Source organism: Paenibacillus turpanensis, from assembly GCF_011421635.1.
Classification (GTDB): Bacteria; Bacillota; Bacilli; order Paenibacillales; family YIM-B00363; genus Paenibacillus_AK; species Paenibacillus_AK turpanensis.
In genome coordinates this window covers 167,100-184,517 of the sequence record NZ_WTLI01000010.1, presented here as the reverse complement: position 1 = coordinate 184,517, position 17,418 = coordinate 167,100, and the positions used below count along the sequence as shown (strand labels likewise).

At 53.9% G+C, this 17,418-nt stretch carries 16 protein-coding genes and 1 other annotated feature; of the genes, 11 read left to right on the top strand and 5 right to left on the bottom strand.

All coding sequences use genetic code 11. The features are described from left to right. The first annotated feature begins 40 nt into the window (after positions 1 to 40). The 6 genes from GQS10_RS11450 to GQS10_RS11425 all read left to right on the top strand — a co-directional run bounded on the left by GQS10_RS11450 (position 41) and on the right by GQS10_RS11425 (position 4,924). On the top strand, positions 41 to 505 hold the full coding sequence (locus GQS10_RS11450; RefSeq protein WP_341805054.1) for a 5-oxoprolinase subunit C family protein: 465 nt from the start codon (positions 41 to 43) through the stop codon (positions 503 to 505). Between the two features lie 50 nt (positions 506 to 555). Continuing rightward, entirely contained in the window at positions 556 to 1,347 is a 792-nt protein-coding gene (locus tag GQS10_RS11445) for a LamB/YcsF family protein (RefSeq protein WP_166242171.1), read from the top strand. Positions 1,348 to 2,017: 670 nt separating this feature from the next. Next, positions 2,018 to 2,314, top strand: coding sequence for a CD3324 family protein (locus tag GQS10_RS11440; protein WP_166242169.1), 297 nt, complete (start codon positions 2,018 to 2,020; stop codon positions 2,312 to 2,314). Between the two features lie 75 nt (positions 2,315 to 2,389). Continuing rightward, a complete protein-coding gene (locus GQS10_RS11435) occupies positions 2,390 to 2,749 on the top strand; it encodes a gamma-glutamylcyclotransferase family protein (protein ID WP_166242167.1) in 360 nt (119 codons plus the stop codon). 56 nt (positions 2,750 to 2,805) lie between these two features. Beyond that, entirely contained in the window at positions 2,806 to 3,192 is a 387-nt protein-coding gene (locus GQS10_RS11430) for a response regulator (protein WP_166242165.1), read from the top strand. A gap of 4 nt (positions 3,193 to 3,196) precedes the next feature. Next, positions 3,197 to 4,924, top strand: coding sequence for a diguanylate cyclase (locus GQS10_RS11425; protein WP_166242163.1), 1,728 nt, complete (start codon positions 3,197 to 3,199; stop codon positions 4,922 to 4,924). Between the two features lie 137 nt (positions 4,925 to 5,061). Here the strand turns inward: GQS10_RS11425 and GQS10_RS11420 are convergent, their stop codons facing one another. Further along, positions 5,062 to 5,934, bottom strand: coding sequence for a PhzF family phenazine biosynthesis protein (locus GQS10_RS11420; protein WP_166242161.1), 873 nt, complete (start codon positions 5,932 to 5,934; stop codon positions 5,062 to 5,064). Positions 5,935 to 6,052: 118 nt separating this feature from the next. Further along, complete coding sequence (locus tag GQS10_RS11415) at positions 6,053 to 6,985, bottom strand: aldo/keto reductase (RefSeq protein WP_166242159.1); 933 nt, start codon at positions 6,983 to 6,985, stop codon at positions 6,053 to 6,055. A gap of 172 nt (positions 6,986 to 7,157) precedes the next feature. Next, positions 7,158 to 7,465, top strand: a binding site (T-box leader). 67 nt (positions 7,466 to 7,532) lie between these two features. Between GQS10_RS11415 and pheS the strand changes: the two genes are divergently transcribed. From pheS to GQS10_RS11395, 4 genes are all read left to right on the top strand, one after another. Then, the gene (gene pheS, locus GQS10_RS11410) at positions 7,533 to 8,564 is read left to right on the top strand and encodes a phenylalanine--tRNA ligase subunit alpha (protein ID WP_166242157.1); all 1,032 of its coding nucleotides are present in this window, start codon (positions 7,533 to 7,535) and stop codon (positions 8,562 to 8,564) included. Between the two features lie 27 nt (positions 8,565 to 8,591). Continuing rightward, positions 8,592 to 11,045 carry a phenylalanine--tRNA ligase subunit beta gene (pheT, locus tag GQS10_RS11405; RefSeq protein WP_166242155.1) on the top strand — a complete coding sequence of 818 codons (2,454 nt, stop codon included), beginning with the start codon at positions 8,592 to 8,594 and terminating at the stop codon, positions 11,043 to 11,045. Between the two features lie 173 nt (positions 11,046 to 11,218). Further along, on the top strand, positions 11,219 to 12,334 hold the full coding sequence (zapA, locus tag GQS10_RS11400) for a cell division protein ZapA (RefSeq protein ID WP_166242153.1): 1,116 nt from the start codon (positions 11,219 to 11,221) through the stop codon (positions 12,332 to 12,334). Next, the gene (locus GQS10_RS11395; RefSeq protein ID WP_166242151.1) at positions 12,331 to 12,864 is read left to right on the top strand and encodes a CvpA family protein; all 534 of its coding nucleotides are present in this window, start codon (positions 12,331 to 12,333) and stop codon (positions 12,862 to 12,864) included. The genes zapA and GQS10_RS11395 overlap by 4 nt, the downstream gene beginning before the upstream one ends. A 27-nt stretch (positions 12,865 to 12,891) precedes the next feature. Here the strand turns inward: GQS10_RS11395 and GQS10_RS11390 are convergent, their stop codons facing one another. The 3 genes from GQS10_RS11390 to GQS10_RS11380 all read right to left on the bottom strand — a co-directional run bounded on the left by GQS10_RS11390 (position 12,892) and on the right by GQS10_RS11380 (position 14,857). Further along, on the bottom strand, positions 12,892 to 13,560 hold the full coding sequence (locus GQS10_RS11390) for an SDR family NAD(P)-dependent oxidoreductase (RefSeq protein ID WP_166242149.1): 669 nt from the start codon (positions 13,558 to 13,560) through the stop codon (positions 12,892 to 12,894). 218 nt (positions 13,561 to 13,778) lie between these two features. Then, a complete protein-coding gene (locus GQS10_RS11385) occupies positions 13,779 to 14,153 on the bottom strand; it encodes a cupredoxin domain-containing protein (RefSeq protein ID WP_166242145.1) in 375 nt (124 codons plus the stop codon). Positions 14,154 to 14,497: 344 nt separating this feature from the next. After that, entirely contained in the window at positions 14,498 to 14,857 is a 360-nt protein-coding gene (locus GQS10_RS11380; RefSeq protein WP_166242143.1) for a phage holin family protein, read from the bottom strand. 132 nt (positions 14,858 to 14,989) lie between these two features. On the opposite strand from GQS10_RS11380, the gene GQS10_RS11375 reads away from it, so the two are divergent. Then, positions 14,990 to 17,362, top strand: a complete 2,373-nt coding sequence (locus tag GQS10_RS11375; RefSeq protein WP_341805053.1) for an endonuclease MutS2 — start codon at positions 14,990 to 14,992, stop codon at positions 17,360 to 17,362. The last annotated feature ends 56 nt before the right edge of the window (positions 17,363 to 17,418 follow it).

The window sequence follows — 17,418 nt, the reverse complement described above, 5'->3', positions numbered from 1 at the left end:
GGGTGCCGATGCTGCGCCGCGCTGGAGCGTCAGCGCCTCGCTGCGGCCGCTGCCGGCGCCGGACGGCCGCGCCGTGCTGCGCGTGACGGCGGGCCGCGAGCAGGGCGAATTCGCGCCCGCTGCGCTTGACGCGTGCTTCGCCGGCGCCTACCGCGTGTCGCCGCAGTCGGACCGCATGGGCATGCGCCTAAGCGGCGGCCCGATGCTCCAGCGGCTGCGCGAAGCGGATATGCTGTCCGAGGCCGTCGTGCCCGGCACCGTACAGGTTCCCCCCGAGGGGCAGCCGATCGTGCTGCTGGCGGATGCGCAGACGACCGGCGGCTACCCGCGGCTCGGCTTTGTCATATCACGCGACCTGCCGCTCGCCGGGCAGCTGAGACCGGGGGACAACGTCCGATTTCAGCCGGTGACGCTGCGCGAAGCGGCAGCTGAAATGCTTACTTTGGAAGCGGAGCTGCGTGAGCTGAGCACGGCCATCGCTTGTTATGCAAAGCAAGGGGAATAAACCTAGGAAGGGGAGCGCGTTTCCCTGGAAAGAGAGGCTTGCCTGCGCATATGGATACCGAAACAAAACCATCCCGGCAACCGCTGTTTATGGACATAAACGCCGATCTCGGCGAAAGCTTCGGAATTTACCGGCTGCCCGGCGACGAGCAGCTTTTGGATCTTGTCTCTTCGGCCAACATTGCATGCGGCTACCATGCGGGCGACCCTTCCGTTATGCGCAGGACGGTTCGCTTATGCTTGGAAAAAGGCGTGTCCATCGGCGCCCATCCCGGCTTTCCGGACCGTGAAGGCTTTGGAAGGAGAAGCATGTCCTGCACCACGGAAGAAGTCTATGATATGACCCTTTATCAAATCGGTGCCTTGGATGCTTTCGTTCGTTCTGAGGGAGGTCGGCTGCGCCACGTCAAGCCGCACGGCGCATTGTACAACATGGCGGCGGTTCAAAGGCACTTGGCTGAGGCGATTGCCGATGCCGTATTCCGGTACAATCCGGAGCTGACGCTGGTAGGCCTAGCGGGAAGCAATCTGCTGGAGGCAGGTCGTGCCCGTGGACTGCGTACGGCAGCCGAAGCATTTGTCGACCGCTCTTATCAAGCGGACGGCACGTTAACGCCGCGTCATGAGCGTAACGCGGTGTTTCATGATCCGGCTGCGATCTGCCGTCAGGTCGTCCGCCTGGCGCAAAATGGTGAAGCGTCCGGACCGGACGGGTCTACGGTATACGTCGGACTTCCCGACACGTTGTGCCTGCATGGGGACACCGCCCAGCAGGAAAACTTCGCCGAGCGTTTAAAAAAGCTTTTAAGCGAGGCGGACGTTCGAATCCGTGCGCTTCCATAACCGCTGCGAGGATCAGTCTACTTTCTTAGGCTGATCTTTTTTTCTGCTTATCAGCTCCACTCGCCGGAAACCTTGGTTACAGTTAATTTCTCCCTATCCGTACGGAGTCTGAGGCGCTACACTTATCATAAGCCGGCCGGCTCAAACTCCAGGAAAGGAGCGTGATCGAGTTGATCCAATCGTATGAGGTGGTTTCCGTCTAGGACGGAGCCGATTTCGGGGGACCGGAAGGTCCCTCTTTTAAAAAAAGCAGTTGCCGTTCACATTGTATTTGGCATATAATAGGTAAAGATTTCCTTATCGATACATAACATTTTTTTAGAGGAGGTTTCGCAAACATGTCCGGCACCGTATTCAATATGATGATACATCCAGCAAACCGCCAATTGAATACAGGACGTGCTGCGGAATAACCTGCGCCTCATTCATTTTCCTATGGAATAAAAATAGAGTGCGACTAGGTTTCGTGCTCTTTTTTATTGATACAAGGGCCCCGCATTCATTTGCGGGGTCTTTTCGTTTCACGGGCTGCGAGCTTGCACCCGAGTTTTAACCGCTTGACCACATTTTTTTATTCTAATAAGGAGGTGCCGTGTGATGGACACAAGAGTTTATGCAGTAAACCAGAACCGTAATTTTTCATCATTACACAAATCGGAGGTATTCGTATATGAGCTACAAAAATGGAAGGGATATTCTTCCTCCTAGCCTGCTTAAAGAGCTGCAGCAGTATATTGAGGGCGAATTGATTTATATACCGAAGCAATCCCAAACCCGCGCGGGCTGGGGTGAAAATAATGGGACGCGGCAGCAAATGCTGAAGCGGAACAAAGAAATTTATTTGCAGTATAAAAATGGGATGACGACCATTCAGCTGACGCAAAAATATCATCTTTCGGAGGATAGCATCCGCAAGATCATTTTGAAAATGAGACAGTCGCAAAGAGAGGCTGTTTCCGCTAGATGAAAATCATTCGATTACGAAAACGCCGTTCCCTGTGAATTGTAAGGGAGCGGTGTTTTTTTAGAAAGAAGGAGAGAAATGATATCTGTTTTCGTGTATGGGACACTCCGCAGCGGTCAATCCGCACGTCACCGTATTGAACCCTATATCCTTGAATGCAATCCAGGGAGTGTTACAGGCTATTTATACAACGCCGGAGCATGGCCGGGGCTCGTCATCGATCCGCAAGGGGAGGAGATTGCCGGTGAATGGCTGCTGCTGAAGGAAGAGGCGCTGCCGATAATGGACGAGTGGGAGGACTATTATGGGCCGGAGGATTCTCGTAATGATTACGAACGAATATGGACCCGGGACAGCCGTCAATCGTACGAGGGATGGGTATATATTTGGAAGAATGATAGGGATTTTCCTCGAATTTTGTCGAATTCTTGGGTTTGATTCTCAAAAAAACGTGATATAATGAGGGCATTCAATGAAAAAGTGAGGGATGCCCAATGTCTCCATATAAAATTTTATTGGCGGACGATGAAGAGGCACTTCGTTTTTTGCTCTATGAAACATTAGCAGATGAAGGCTACGACATTATCGAAGCGGAGGATGGAGTGACCGCTCTGGAGCATCTTCAAAGAGAACCCTTCGATATGATTATATTAGATTACATGATGCCGGAAAAAACCGGGGTAGAGGTATGCGAGTGGCTGCGGAGCCATGATAACCCGAATCGCAGTAAACCGGTGCTGCTGCTAACCGCCAAAGCGCTCGATAAGGACCGTGAGCGCGCATTGGAGGCTGGTGTCAGCGATTATATTGTGAAGCCATTCAGTCCGCTTTTATTGATCGAAACAGTGGAACGGTGGATTGCAAACGGAGGAAAAGATTAGAACTATGGCTCAACATCCGGATCGAACGACTAAAATGCTTATGGAAGGCAAAAAGCGGTTTATCCAAGGGTTTGCCAAGCAGCTGCAGGAAATGCATCGAATTTTGGTGGAGCTTGCTTTGGAGACGTCTTATGGCGATGCACACGCCTTGCTTTCCACATCCTTTTATCGTTTCGCCCATACAATTAAGGGCTCGGCCCCTTTTTTCGGATACCATGAGATCGGACAAACCGCCGCTCAGCTTGTGGAGCAGTGGGAATGGGCTTCCGATAAGGAGGAAAAGGGCGAATCCCCGAAGCCGGAGGAGCTGACCCTGCTTCTTGAGGCTAGCAGGCAGCTCATGCTGCAGCTGAAGCATGAGCTGGAGCTTAGCGAGCAGGAATTTCGTCAAGCGGATGAAATGGCTGAAACCGGGGTTCATGTGCCTGCGATTCGAGGCAGCAAGCTGCTCGTTATTGATGACGATGATGTGCTTCGCGGCTCGCTCGTGATTCGTCTGCAGATGGATGGCTACGAGGTAGACCATGCTGCCGATGTCGAAACGGCCAAACGTCTGCTTCGGGAGAAAAGCTATGACCTCATCACCTTGGATCTGCTGATGTATCCGGACTCCGGGTACAAGCTGTTCGAATTTCTTAAAGGGGATCCGACGCTGAAATGGACGCCGCTCATTATTTTATCCGGGCGCGATGATATGCGGGATAAAGTGCAGTGCTTTACGCTCGGGGCCGATGATTATGTGACCAAGCCGTTTCAATACGAGGAGCTTGGAGCAAGAATCTTCAACCTGCTGAATCGGGTGAAAAATTACGAGCAGCTCGCCTACCGCGACCCGTTGACGGGCGTGTTTAACCGCCGGTATTTTGATCATCAGGTAACGATGGAGCAGCAGCGGGTAAGCCGATATTCCGGTTCGATGTCCATTGCCTTTATCGATATCGATCGGTTCAAATCGATCAATGATACGTATGGCCATCATATCGGCGATCTCGTATTGCAGGGACTCGCGCATGTTTTGCAGCGCAGCATCCGTTCCACGGATCTGCTCGCGCGCTTTGGAGGAGAAGAGTTTGTCATCGTATTTCCGGGCTCATCCGGGGTCCAGGCCCAGCGGGTTGTGGAATCGATATTGGAGACGGTACGAAATACGCCGGTAGCTGAAACAGAGGGGCAAAGCTATTCCGTCACCTTTTCCGCAGGGATTGCCGAGTGGTCGAACGATATGTCAACGGAATCCTGGCTCGTTTTGGCGGACGAAGCGATGTATCAGGCCAAAAAACAGGGACGGAATCGTGTCCTGCTCGCGGACGGTCTGGAGGTTGACAAGGCTGCGGCATCGGACCGGCATAGGGGTGATGAACCTACAGTACTTGTCGTAGAAAGTAATGAGCTGCTCCGTTCATTCATCACCAGCCGGCTGAGTACGCTGCCTTTACGTGTACTGCAAGTGAGCGATGACCAGTCCGCTTTGCAGAGTCTGGAGCAGAATCGAGTTCAATTATGTATACTCGATGCCGGCGTTTGCTGTGAAGATGGTAAGCCTTTGATCCGCAAGCTGCTGCAGCTGCGAAAAGAAAAAGCCATCGCTTCCGAGCTGATTGTGATTTCTGGTAAAAAGCATTGGAAGGAAGCGGAGCGTTCTCTTCAGGAGGGTGTCGGCGCTTTAGTAGGCAAGCCGTTTTCGCCCCTGGAGCTGGAGCTGCAGGTGAAGCGTCTGCTTGGGATGAAATAAGCTTTCGTTTTATCAGGACACGGCGCTCTCACGGCTGACAAGCGATTTGTGAAGGGGTTCCATATAGAAAAGACGAATCGCCGTTCTTGTTAGGAACGAGTGGATTCGTCTTTTTATTGCTTTTGCGGTGTAATCCCCTACAGTGTACCGGCTGCAAATGGAATGACTTTGCCGCCAACACGCACTTCAATTGCATCGCCGCTGCGCACTGCGTTTAAATACAGCACAGACGGACGGCCGATTTCATAGCCCTGCTCCAATGAAAGATGAAAGGATTCGCCGCCGAATAATTCATTCTTCGCTAAATAGGCCGTCAGCGAGCCCGCCGCGCTGCCTGTGGCCGGATCCTCGGGGATGCCGAGCAGCTCCACAAAAACGCGGGCATGGAGATCATGCCCTTCCTCTAGAGCGCCCGGCGCGAATGCAAGCAGTGCTTTGGACTCGCAGCCTGCGGCCATTCGTTCGAACGCCGCAAGCTGAAAGCGGCTCCGCGTCACCGCCTCTACCGTACGCAGAGGTACGATGATGGAAGGGATTCCGGTCGCGACCTCTTGGCAGGGGAACCGTTCGTCAATGTCTGAAATATCAAGTCCCAGCGCTTCGGCGGCAAGGGATGCCTCGAGCACCTTCCCGTAAACCGGAGGAAACTGCTTCATCCATACCGTTCCGTCCTCGGCGAAAGAAACCGGAACCTGCCCCGCTTTCAAAGTAAGCGTAACCTCGTTTGCCTTACCGCCAAGCAGCGTTTCGCGGATCACATACGCTGTTCCCAAGGATGGATGTCCGGCGAAAGGCAGCTCCTCGGCCGGCGTAAAAATCCGCACAGGATATCCGCCGTTCACCGGTGTATCCGAAAGCAAAAACGTCGTCTCCGAAAAATGAAACTCCGCAGCAATTTGCTGCATTTCCTCAGTGCTGAGTCCTTCAGCATGGCGCACCACGGCAAGCTGATTCCCGCCATATTTGCGCTCGGCAAACACATCGACGATCTCGAACGGTCTTTTACTCATTGAAAACCGCTTCCTCTCCCGTGTCACTTTTTTTTCTATACGTTTTGCACTTGCTTATGCATGTTAGACGATACATTGCTTCATGCATCGCCCAACATGCATACTGCGATGATTAAAGCTACCCTTGCTGCTCCTCATTCCACGCCTGCGGATGCGTCTCCGGCGCGTACTGCGCTGCAGCGGCATTGCCCTCGACCTGCTCCGGCGATTTGCAGCCCGGAATGACGCAGGTCACCGCCGGATGCTTCAAGCACCAGGCAAGCGCCCACTGCGCCATATCCATGCCCTGCGGCACCTCCAGCTCCTGGATGCGCTGTACCTCTTCCAGCTTGGTGAGTGTCGCCGCCGCATCGTGATTGTTGCGCACATCGTTGGTGCTGAACGTGGCACCCGGCTTATACTTGCCGCTTAAATAACCGCTGGCAAGCGGAACGCGGGCGAGCACGCCCAGCTCCTGCTGCACGCAGGAAGGAAAGACGCGGTTTTCCGGCGTCCGGTCCAGCCGGTTATACACTACCTGAATCGCCGAAGCTCCCACCCGCGTCGCCGATTCCGTTTGATGCAGGTTGTCGTTGCTGCCGATGGAAATGCCGAGATGGCGGATTTTCCCCGCCTGCTTTTGCTTATCCAGAGCGGTCCACAGCTCGTCGTTGTCAAACACCTCATCCGTACCCGAATGGAATTGGTACAGGTCAATGTAATCGGTACGCAGAGCTTTGAGCGATGCGTCAAGCTGCTGCAGCACGTCCTCGGTGGACCATACCTGATCGCGCGTAAAGTTTTGATGGAATTTATGGCCGAACTTTGTGGCAATAACCCAGTCCTCGCGCTTGCGGCGGCTGATGTAATCGCCGATAAACGCTTCGGATAAATGATCGCCGTAGCATTCTGCGGTGTCGATTAAGTTAATGCCGAGTTCCTGCGACCGATCGAGAATAGCATCCACCTCGGGCTGCGTGAAATCCATGCCCCATTCTCCGCCAAACTGCCATGTGCCGACCCCGACCACCGACACCTTTAGATCCGTTTTGCCGAGCTTCCGATATTTCATCGCGATATGCCTCCTGTACCGTTTAATAAGGACATTTTTTTCTATTAAATTAGGCTATTACTGAAACACTATTTTCCCTTATTATGGATGAACGCCCGTGGGCTTTCAACCTGCCTTGCAACAGAAAGGAGGATTGCATATAATTACTGGTAATGAATTGACTTTCATCGAAATGAAGGCAATGACGGAGACAAGTAAACCGACCCGGCCGGACAGGGAAAAGCCGCCTGAGATTGAGAGCGGCTTTACGGAAGCAGGCGGTTGAAATTCACTCCCGAGCCGTTTTCTTGAACCATATCCGTTCAGGTGCGGTCAGCATCTCGTACGGGCAGCAGTAGAGGAAACCGGGTTCACGCGCCGTTACATTGCGTGTTAAGAGGCGCAAGCGCTGTATAAGGAACACTTGTCTTAGTGACAAGATGTACCGGGAATGCAAGGCTTGGGCAATTAGGGTGGTACCGCGGCCTAGCCGTCCCTTTGGGGACTGCGGGCTTTTTTTGTGGAATTTTTTCGCGAAAAATGCAATTGAACAGGAGGATGAATCCGTATGAAGGAAAGGCTGGAATCGATGCAGACCGAGGCTTTGGCGGAACTTGGCCGGGTGGCCGGACCGCAGGAGCTGAATGAGCTTCGCGTCAAGTATCTTGGAAAAAAAGGTCAACTGACGGAAATTTTGCGTGGAATGGGCGGTTTGTCTGCGGAGGAAAGACCGGTGATCGGTCAGGTTGCCAACGAGGTTCGGGCGGCCATCGAGGGCGTTATCGAAGAAAAGCAGTCGGCGTTTGAAAAACAGGAAACCGAGCGCAGGCTTGCTGCGGAAACGATCGACGTTTCCCTGCCGGGCCGTCCCGCAGCATCCGGCGCGGCGCATCCGCTTAACCGCGTAATCCGCGAAGTGGAGGATATTTTTATCGGCATGGGCTTCACCGTTGCGGAAGGGCCGGAGGTCGAGACCGACTACCACAACTTCGAAGCGCTGAATTTGCCGAAGGATCATCCGGCGCGCGACATGCAGGATTCCTTCTACATTACGGAGGAGATTTTGCTTCGCACCCAAACCTCGCCGGTACAGTCCCGCACGATGCTTTCGCGCGGCGGCGTAGGCCCGGTTAAAATTATTTCCCCGGGCAAGGTGTACCGCCGGGATGACGACGATGCGACGCATTCGCATCAATTTATGCAGATTGAAGGCCTTGTCATTGACAAGGGAATCAAGATGAGCAACCTGAAAGGAACGCTGCTTCAGTTCGTTCAGGAAATGTTCGGCAGCTCCCGCATTCGCATGCGTCCGAGCTTCTTCCCGTTCACCGAGCCGAGCGCAGAGGTGGACATGAGCTGCTATCAGTGCGGAGGCAGCGGCTGCAGATTGTGCAAGCAGACGGGCTGGATCGAGATTCTCGGCTCCGGCATGGTGCATCCGAGGGTGCTGGAAATGGGCGGTTTTGATCCGAAGGTGTACAGCGGCTTCGCATTTGGCATGGGTGTCGAGCGGATTGCCATGCTCAAGCACGGCGTAGATGACATCCGTCATTTCTATACGAATGATTTGCGTTTCCTCCGCCAGTTCGCGCGGTCGTAATCTAGGGAAGAAGAAAGGAGTGTTACCGTGAAGGTATCTTATCAATGGCTGTCCGAATATGTGGACGTTTCAGGATATACAGCGCGCGACTTGGCGGAAAAGCTGACTCGCAGCGGCATCGAGGTCGACGTCATCGAGGAGCGGAATAAAGGGGTGACGAAGGTCGTTGTCGGCCACGTCGTTTCCCGTGAGAAGCATCCGGATGCGGATAAATTGAATGTATGTAAGGTGAATGCAGGTACGGGCGAGGAGCTGCAAATCGTCTGCGGCGCGAAAAATGTGGATGCAGGGCAAAAGGTGCCCGTCGCACTCGTTGGCGCGAAGCTGCCGGGCGGACTCGATATTAAACGCGCGAAGCTGCGCGGTGTGGAATCGCAGGGAATGATTTGCTCGGCGAAGGAGCTTGGCCTCAATGAGAAGCTGCTGCCGAAGGAGCAGCAGGAGGGAATTCTCGTGCTTCCGACCGAAAGCGAAGTCGGTACGGAAATTACGAATGTTCTCTCGTTGGACGACGAGGTACTCGAGCTGGAGCTTACGCCGAACCGTTCCGACGCGCTCAGCATGCTGGGCGTCGCTTATGAAATCGCGGCGATTCTGGGCCGTGAAGTGAAGCTTCCGAATCCGGAGCAGGGCATGGAGACTACAGGTCAGCAGGCAAGCGAAGCGATCAGTGTGACGATTGACGCGAAGGAGCAGTGCGCGCACTACAGCGCCCGCTTGATCGAGAACGTGAAGGTTGGCCCGTCCCCGTTGTGGATGCAAAACCGCTTGATCGCGGCAGGCATTCGTCCGATCAGCAATATCGTTGACATCACGAACTATGTGATGCTGGAGTACGGACAGCCGCTGCACGCGTTTGACGCGGACCGCATCGCCGGCGGAGCGGTCCATGTACGCCTCGCGAAGGAAGGCGAGCGTCTGGTCACGCTGGACGGCGCGGACCGTACGCTGGAGCCGCATATGCTGCTGATCGCCGATCCGGAGAAGCCGGTCGGGCTCGCAGGCGTGATGGGCGGCGCAAATTCCGAGGTCGAAGAGGGCACGACGCGCATTCTGCTGGAATCGGCGCGTTTTGCCGGCAGCTCGGTGCGCCGCACCTCCCGCCAGCTCGGACTGCGCTCGGAAGCGAGCCTGCGCTTCGAGAAGGAAGTGAACGCCGATGCGGTGATTGACGCGCTGAACCGCGCCGCTTCGCTAATGAGCCAATACGCTGGCGGGCGCGTTGCACAGGGGATCGTTGAGCAGAAGCTTTCGCAGCCGGCGGAAGTCAGCCTAAGCTTGACGCTGGAGCGTGTGAACGGATACCTCGGAACAAGCATGACGATGGATGAAGTACAGGATATTTTTAGCAGACTCAACTTTTCTGTGGAGAAGGCTGGGGCGGAGGAGCTTACGGTGAAGGTGCCGCGCCGCCGCGCCGACATTACCCGCGATGTGGACCTGCTCGAGGAAGTAGCCCGCTTATACGGTTACGACAATATTCCGACGGAGCTGATGACCGGAGTGACGACGCCGGGCGCTCTGACGAAGGAACAAACGATCCGCCGCGGCATTCGTACGGTCTTGAATCAAAGCGGCCTCCACGAGGTGGTAACGTATTCGCTTACGCAGCCGCGGCTGAACGAGGTGTTCCGTCCGCTTGGAGCGGACACGCAAAACTTGAAGCCGATCGGGCTGTCGCTTCCGATGAGTGAAGAGCGCAGCGTACTCCGCAGCAGCCTGCTGCCGCATTTGATCGAAGTAGCTGTCTATAACAGAAACCGCAATATGGACGACGTGGCGATTTTTGAAACGGCGAGCATTTTCTTGACGGAAGAGGATGCATTGACGAAGCTGCCGGAGGAGCGCACGGTAACCGCGGCGCTGTGGACAGGCAAACGTTCGGAGCCGCATTGGTCGGAAAAATCGCGCCCGGTTGATTTCTTTGACCTGAAGGGTGTCCTCGAAAAGCTGCTGGCGTCCCTCGGTATTCACAATGCCAGCTTTGAGGCGGCGCAGGCTCCGGGTTATCATCCGGGACGCACGGCAGCCGTCCGCGTAACTGCCGGAGAAGCAAGCATCGAGCTCGGCTTAATCGGTCAGCTTCACCCGCAGGTGCAGCATGATTTTGATTTGGACGATACGTATGTGTTTGAGCTGGATATGGCGGAAGTTTACCGTGCCGCAGGAAACACGATTGCATACCGCACCTTACCGCGCTTCCCGGCGGTGACCCGCGATATTGCCGTTGTAGCGGACGCCGGTCTTGCCGTAGGCCAGCTGAAAGCGACGGTTGCCGAGGTAGGCGGCGAGCTGCTGGAATCGATCGGCGTGTTCGATATTTACACGGGCGAGCGGATTGGCGAAGGCAAAAAGAGCGTGGCGCTGTCGCTCGTATACCGTCATCCGGAGCGCACGCTTACGGACGAAGAAATTGCCGAGGCCCACGGCAAGGTCGTTGCCGCACTGGAAAGCAGACACGGGGCGGAGCTTCGAAAATAATCTATGCTTTTTGAGCAGGTTTTCAGCTTGTTTTCATTGATATAGCAGGAAATAGGGGCTCCCTTATCGAAATAAATCGAAAGCAATCGATTGATGGCGATGAGGAAGCTCCTTTTCTTTTGGGCACAATATAGCGCACGCATCGATTCACACGGAGAATGGTGGGAAACAAAGTGAATTCGGAAAACAAGACACGAGTGAACGTCGATATTTTCGGCACAACATATAAGCTTGTCAGCAACTCTACACCGAGCTATACCAGACGGGTCGCCGCGATCGTTGATGAACGGATGAACCTAGTAGCCAGAGGGTATCCGCGGCTCGATGCTCAGAGAATTGCTGTATTGGCAGCCGTACAGGTCGCCGATGAGCTGCTGCGGGCGGAAACGGAGATGGTCCGCCTCCATGAAGCCGGTAATTCGGGGATGGAGAAATACGAAGAAGAAATCAAGAGCTTGAACGCTGAACTGCAAAATGCACTTGATCAGGCTGGACTCGCGCAAGCAAATGTGGAGTCCGTTAAGACGGAATTAACGCAAGCGTTACAGGATAAGGAGTCCGCCAAAGCAGAGCTGGAGGCCTCCCGTGCTGAAGCTGACGCACTAAAGCTTGAGCTCGCAGCTTCCCGCGAGGAAGTGAATAGGCTCCAGCGCCAGCTGGAAGCTTCGGCTGTCGGAGCTGAGCAGCTTCAGAAGCAGCTGGAAGCGTCGCAAGGCAAGGTGCGGGCGGTTCAGGCGGATCTGGAAGCGGTGCAAGCCAAGCTTCACAATCAGAAGCGGGAACGCGAGGCAACCGAGGCGAAGGCCAATGCGCTGCGGAACGAGCTGAACAAGGCGCAGGCTGGAGAGCAGGAATCGCGGGCGAAGCTGGAGCAGGTGCAGGCGAGCGCTCGTGCGCTGCGCGAGGAGATGGAGGCTTTGCATCTTAACGTAGTAAATCTTCAGGATGAGCGTGATACCGCGAGATCTGAGCTGGATTCCACACGCAAGACGCTGCAATCCCTCCAAGCTGAGCTGGAATTAGCACGGAGTGAAGAGGCACAAGCAAGGCGGCAATGCCTTTCACTGGAGGAACAGAACAAGCGGCTGCAGCAGCAGTTTGCTGCTTATCAGGAAGAGCAAAAAGCAAAGCAAGCGGAAGCTGCCGCGGCGCTGGAAGACGATTCCCTCGCTGAGAAGCTGCGCTTGCTGCAAATTGAATACGATAAATTAAAAGCAGAGTATAACGAATGGATTGAAATTTTAGAGAGCAGCAGCGCCCCGGGAGGCGGGCAAGGTGAGCCGTCTTGAACACGGTCGATGCGCTGCTCGCCGTTTTTTTCGCAGCGGCCTTTATCTTTGGCTTCCGCAAGGGCTTTATCGGGCAGCTCGTATCGGCGCTAGGCTCGGTGCTGGCTCTGCTGTGCGCCTACTTTTTTCATGACGACATCCAGCCTTGGACGTTGTCTTTTTTGCCTGATTTGGCGGCAGTCCCTGCGTTTCAGCCCTACGCACCGATCTACACCGGCCTTCGGCTGGATCATTGGATCGGAAACGCGTTGTCATTTGCACTCGTATTTTTCGCGGTGAAAATTGCTCTGCTGCTTGTCGGCGGCCTTCTTGAGCTGCTGGCCAAGGCGCCAGGACTTCGTTTGGCGAATCGATCGGCCGGAGCCGGCCTTGCTTTGCTGGAGGCGCTTATTATCAGCTGGCTGGTGCTGCATCTACTCGCTTTTATCCCTTCGGAAAGCTTACAAGAAAGTCTCGCCTTCTCAAAAGGTGCCGATTGGCTGCTGACGAAGCTTCCCACTTGGTTTTCTTTCGATTATTTCTTCCATTGAAGAAGACGGGCAGCCTCTCCCTTAGTGCTACGACGCTGCGTGAATTTGTTTACTCTGGGGCGCAGCAGCCAGCTCCAAGAGCGCTGGAACAACAGCTTCCGGATCTTGTCCGGTGGCGTGCATCCCCGATTTTACGGTACCCGGGTTAAATAATGCAGCGGTAATGCCATAATCGGCTTCTTCATCGATCGTCGTTCTTGTTAAAGACTCGACCCCCGCTTTGCTTACACTGTATGCCGCATATCCGCCAGCCCCGTTGGCCGCTAAGCCGGACGTAATATTAATGATTCGTCCCGCACGATGCTTTCTCATCACCGGAAGCACCGCTTTGGTGGCCAGGAAAACTCCTGTCAAATTCGTTCCAATTTGCGTATTCCATGCTTCAAAGGTTGTATCCGCCAGAGCATTCGTTTCTAAAACGGCTGCGTTGTTGATCAGTACATCAATCGTTCCGAATTGCTCAACAGCTTCCATTACAATCCGCTCTGAGGTTTCCGGTACCGAAATATCCCCTTGGACAATGATCGCCTTTCCGCCAAAATCCTCGATCAAACGTTTTACCTCAAGCAGCTTGCTTGATCTTCTTCCATTAAGTACGACTGAAGCGCCTTCCTTTGCAAATAAAGCTGCCGCCGCGCGACCGAGTCCTGTACCTGCTCCTGTAATAACGATAACCTTTCCGTCCCATGCTCCCATGAATTCCGACCTCCCGGGTGTGATTTATACGTAAGGATATCAGAAAGACTAGCTTGCAGGAAGGGGATTTGGCGGTTTTGAGCTATCAATTTTTCTTATGGGATTTCTCAGGCACGGCTCATAGAGCATGGAAATTCATGCTTATGAATGACAAAAAAACCGCCGAAAGGGCGGTTTTGCTAATAATTAGCTGAAAGCTAATAGAGTGTCGGGTTGAATTATTCAACGATAAGCTTGGACACCATCGTGCTGTGGCCGGCGCCGCACATTACGTTACATACGATTTGATAAGTGCCTGGCTTGTCCAATACGATCGATTTCGTTTGTCCCGCTTTCAGGCTCACGTTCAGGCCCTTGATATCAATGCCATGAACTCCTTCTTTATTTACGAGAGAAAGATTAACGGTATCGCCTTTTTTGAAGCGGTATTCTTCCTTATCGAACTTAAAGTTTGTCGCAGTAATCGGAACGTCAACGACGGTGCCGTTAGCTGCAGCCGCATTAGAAGGGGCCTCAGACGATGTACCGCCTCCGCAGGCAGCGAGAGTGAACATTAAAGCAGCAGTAATTACGGCAAGAAAATATTTTTTCATGAGAAAAGTACCTCCATGTAGAATGTGATTTTGTTTACACTAGTACTGATATCTTAACGTATCAGATGCGTTTGAAACGTGACAAAGCTGCAAACATTATGAACGTTTCAAGAACGATTGTTAACAATTTTGATTGTCTTTTCGTATTTCAGCAGCTTAGAAGTCGCGGCAGCTTCTAATCAATCGAAGGCAGGCGAAGAGAGATACATTTTTTTAATTGATGTTTAGTTAGTGAATTGCACTATGTATGTAGCGCGAAGGCATTAACAGTATGTACATGTATATATGTCCTAATAATTCAGAGAGAAAAATCAGCCCGCGGAACGGACTGATTTCCAAAAAAGTTATTTTGCCTCGCGGCGCCCGCCTTCAAACGGTGTGGCCACAGGCGTAAACAAATCGATAATGCCAATTACAAGAGCGGCCACAAGTGCCCCAAACAACGAAACATCTACACCGCCGACAATAAATTGCGCGGCCCAAATGACCAAGGCGCTAACAAGAAAGCCCACGATGCCTCTGCCAAAAGGGGAGATGCGTTTTCCAAAAATGCCCTCTAAGATCCAGCCGGCAACGGCAATAAATAAAGCAAGCATTAATGCGCTCCAGAAACCGCCGACCTCAAACTGCGGTACAACAAAACCGACGAGCATCAGCACTAGCGCTGATACGACAAAGCGGATTACATGTCCCAAAAAGCTCATGGATACACGGCCTCCTTTTCGTTTTAGTGGTGCATATTTTATTGTCCCCGTATGGATGCGGCGTATGAGTGGAAACTTTCTTACAAAGGCCTGTTTGGATATAATAGGGGACGACGAGAGGAGTGCCTGAAGTTGAATACAAAAGTCATGTCCGTATTGGAATACGATAAAATTATAGAACGCTTGCGGGAGCATGCAGCCACATCACTCGGAAAGGCGCATGTGGATGAACTGAGTCCGAGTGGGAATTTGGAAGAAGTGAAGCATCGTCTGAAGGCGACCGACGAGGCGGTGCTTGTGGAGCGGCTGAAGGGCAGCGTTCCGTTCGGAGGCATTCGTGATATTCGGGCTTCTCTTCATCGAGCCCGGATTGGCGGGATGCTTAATGCATCCGAGCTTCTGGATATTGGCACCACGATCGGCGGAGGGCGAAAGCTGAAACGGTTTTTACTGGCTATGGGGGAAAATGGCCACAGTCTGGACGTACTCGTTGCTCTTTCAGAACAAATTGAGGATTTAAAAACGCTGGAAGACGAAATCCGCCGCTGTATTGATGAAAACGCCGAAGTCGTGGATACGGCGAGTACAGAGCTTGCTTCAGTGCGCCGCGAGCTGCGAAACGGCGAAGCGCGTGTGCGGGAGAAGCTGGAGCAGATGGTGCGTACGCCATCGGTGCAGAAGATGCTGCAGGACGCTTTAGTCACGCTGCGTGGAGATCGCTATGTGCTGCCGGTGAAGGCCGAATACCGATCGCATTTTGGCGGTATCGTGCACGATCAGTCTTCCTCTGGAGCAACGATGTTTATTGAGCCGGAAGCGGTTGTGACGATGAACAACCGGCTTCGTGAGCTGCGGGGGCAGGAGCAGCGGGAAGTGGAAAAGGTTTTGTCCATGCTGACCGGCAAGGTCGCCGAGGCGGAACAGCCGCTGCTGATTAACGTCGATGTGCTGGCGCAGCTTGATTTTATTTTTGCTAAAGCGGGTCTGGCTCGAACCATGAAAGCGAGTTTGCCGATGATGAATGACCGCGGCTTTATGAAGCTGAAGAAGGGACGTCATCCTTTAATTAGCCTGGAGCAGGTCGTTCCGCTTGATGTGGAGCTGGGCGGGAATTATACGGCGATTATCGTGACAGGGCCGAATACCGGCGGGAAAACCGTCACGTTGAAAACGGTCGGCCTGCTTAGCCTGATGGCGATGTCCGGGCTGTTTGTTCCTGCAGAGGAAGGCAGTCAGCTATGCGTGTATGACGCAGTGTACGCGGATATCGGCGATGAGCAGAGCATTGAACAAAGCTTAAGTACATTTTCCAGCCACTTGAAAAATATTATTTCGATTCTGCGCGGGATGACGCCAAAAAGTCTTGTTCTGCTCGACGAGGTTGGAGCGGGAACGGATCCCTCCGAAGGCTCGGCCCTAGCTATATCGTTATTGGAATATATTTCGAATATGGGCTGCCGTTTAATTGCGACAACCCATTACAAGGAGCTGAAGGCGTATGCCTTCGACCGTAAAGGCGTCATAAACGCCAGCATGGAATTTGACGTGGCGACGCTGTCGCCGACGTATCGCCTGCTGGTCGGCGTGCCGGGGCGAAGCAACGCGTTTGCGATAGCCGAGCGTCTCGGGCTGCCGAAGCCGATCATCGAGCGCGCGAAGGGCGAGGTCGGCGAGGACGACCAGCGCGTCGAGTCGATGATCGCGTCGCTGGAGCAAAACCGGCTCGGCGCGGAGGCGGAGCGGGCGGAGGCGGAGAAGCTCCGCCGCGAGGTGGAGCAGCTGCGGCGCGAGCTTGCGCGCGAGCGCGAGAAGCTGGACCAGCAGCGCGATAAGCTGCTGGAGAAGGCGGAGCGCGACGCGGACGAAGCGGTCGCGAAGGCCCGCAAGGAGGCGGAGGAAATTATCGCTGATCTGCGTAAGCTCGCCCTCGAGGAAGGCGCATCCGTGAAGGAGCATAAGCTTATCGCCGCACGCAAGCGCCTCGAGGAGGCGTCGCCGAAGCTTCGTAAGAGCGGCTCCGGCGGTGCCGCCGCGAAGCGGGAAGCGGCGCAGGTGCAGCCTGGCGATGAGGTGCGGGTAATTAGCTTTAATCAAAAGGGCTACATCGTGGATGAGCCGAAAAATGGCGAGGTAACGGTTCAGCTAGGAATCCTGAAGACAAAGGTAAAACTAACCGATATTGAGCTTCAGCAGACTGCAGCTGCAGCAAAGCCAAAGCATCAGCCGGTGGCAGCGGGGGTAAAGCGTACGCGGGATGAAAATGTCCGCACCGAGCTTGACCTGCGCGGCGCAAATCTAGAGGAAGCGATGATCGAGGTCGATCGCTTCCTAGATGAGGCGATGCTCAGCAACATCGGCCAGGTTTACATCATCCACGGCAAAGGCACAGGCGTGCTGCGCACGGGGATTCAAGAATTTTTGCGCAAGCACAAGCACGTGAAATCGTACCGTTTGGGCAATTACGGTGAAGGTGGAGCGGGTGTCACTGTCGCTGAGTTTAAATAAGTGAAAATCCTGGAAACCCATCTCTTCCGCTGGAAGGGATGGGTTTTTTTCCGTTG

Excerpts from the sequence above, each read along its gene's own strand:
- GQS10_RS11445 (WP_166242171.1), top strand. The coding sequence starts at position 556 with ATGGATACCGAAACAAAACCATCCCGGCAACCGCTGTTTATGGACATA.
- GQS10_RS11440 (WP_166242169.1), top strand. The coding sequence starts at position 2,018 with ATGAGCTACAAAAATGGAAGGGATATTCTTCCTCCTAGCCTGCTTAAA.
- GQS10_RS11435 (WP_166242167.1), top strand. The coding sequence starts at position 2,390 with ATGATATCTGTTTTCGTGTATGGGACACTCCGCAGCGGTCAATCCGCA.
- GQS10_RS11430 (WP_166242165.1), top strand. The coding sequence starts at position 2,806 with ATGTCTCCATATAAAATTTTATTGGCGGACGATGAAGAGGCACTTCGT.
- GQS10_RS11425 (WP_166242163.1), top strand. The coding sequence starts at position 3,197 with ATGGCTCAACATCCGGATCGAACGACTAAAATGCTTATGGAAGGCAAA.
- GQS10_RS11420 (WP_166242161.1), bottom strand. The coding sequence starts at position 5,934 with ATGAGTAAAAGACCGTTCGAGATCGTCGATGTGTTTGCCGAGCGCAAA.
- GQS10_RS11415 (WP_166242159.1), bottom strand. The coding sequence starts at position 6,985 with ATGAAATATCGGAAGCTCGGCAAAACGGATCTAAAGGTGTCGGTGGTC.
- pheS (WP_166242157.1), top strand. The coding sequence starts at position 7,533 with ATGAAGGAAAGGCTGGAATCGATGCAGACCGAGGCTTTGGCGGAACTT.
- GQS10_RS11390 (WP_166242149.1), bottom strand. The coding sequence starts at position 13,560 with ATGGGAGCATGGGACGGAAAGGTTATCGTTATTACAGGAGCAGGTACA.
- GQS10_RS11385 (WP_166242145.1), bottom strand. The coding sequence starts at position 14,153 with ATGAAAAAATATTTTCTTGCCGTAATTACTGCTGCTTTAATGTTCACT.
- GQS10_RS11380 (WP_166242143.1), bottom strand. The coding sequence starts at position 14,857 with ATGAGCTTTTTGGGACATGTAATCCGCTTTGTCGTATCAGCGCTAGTG.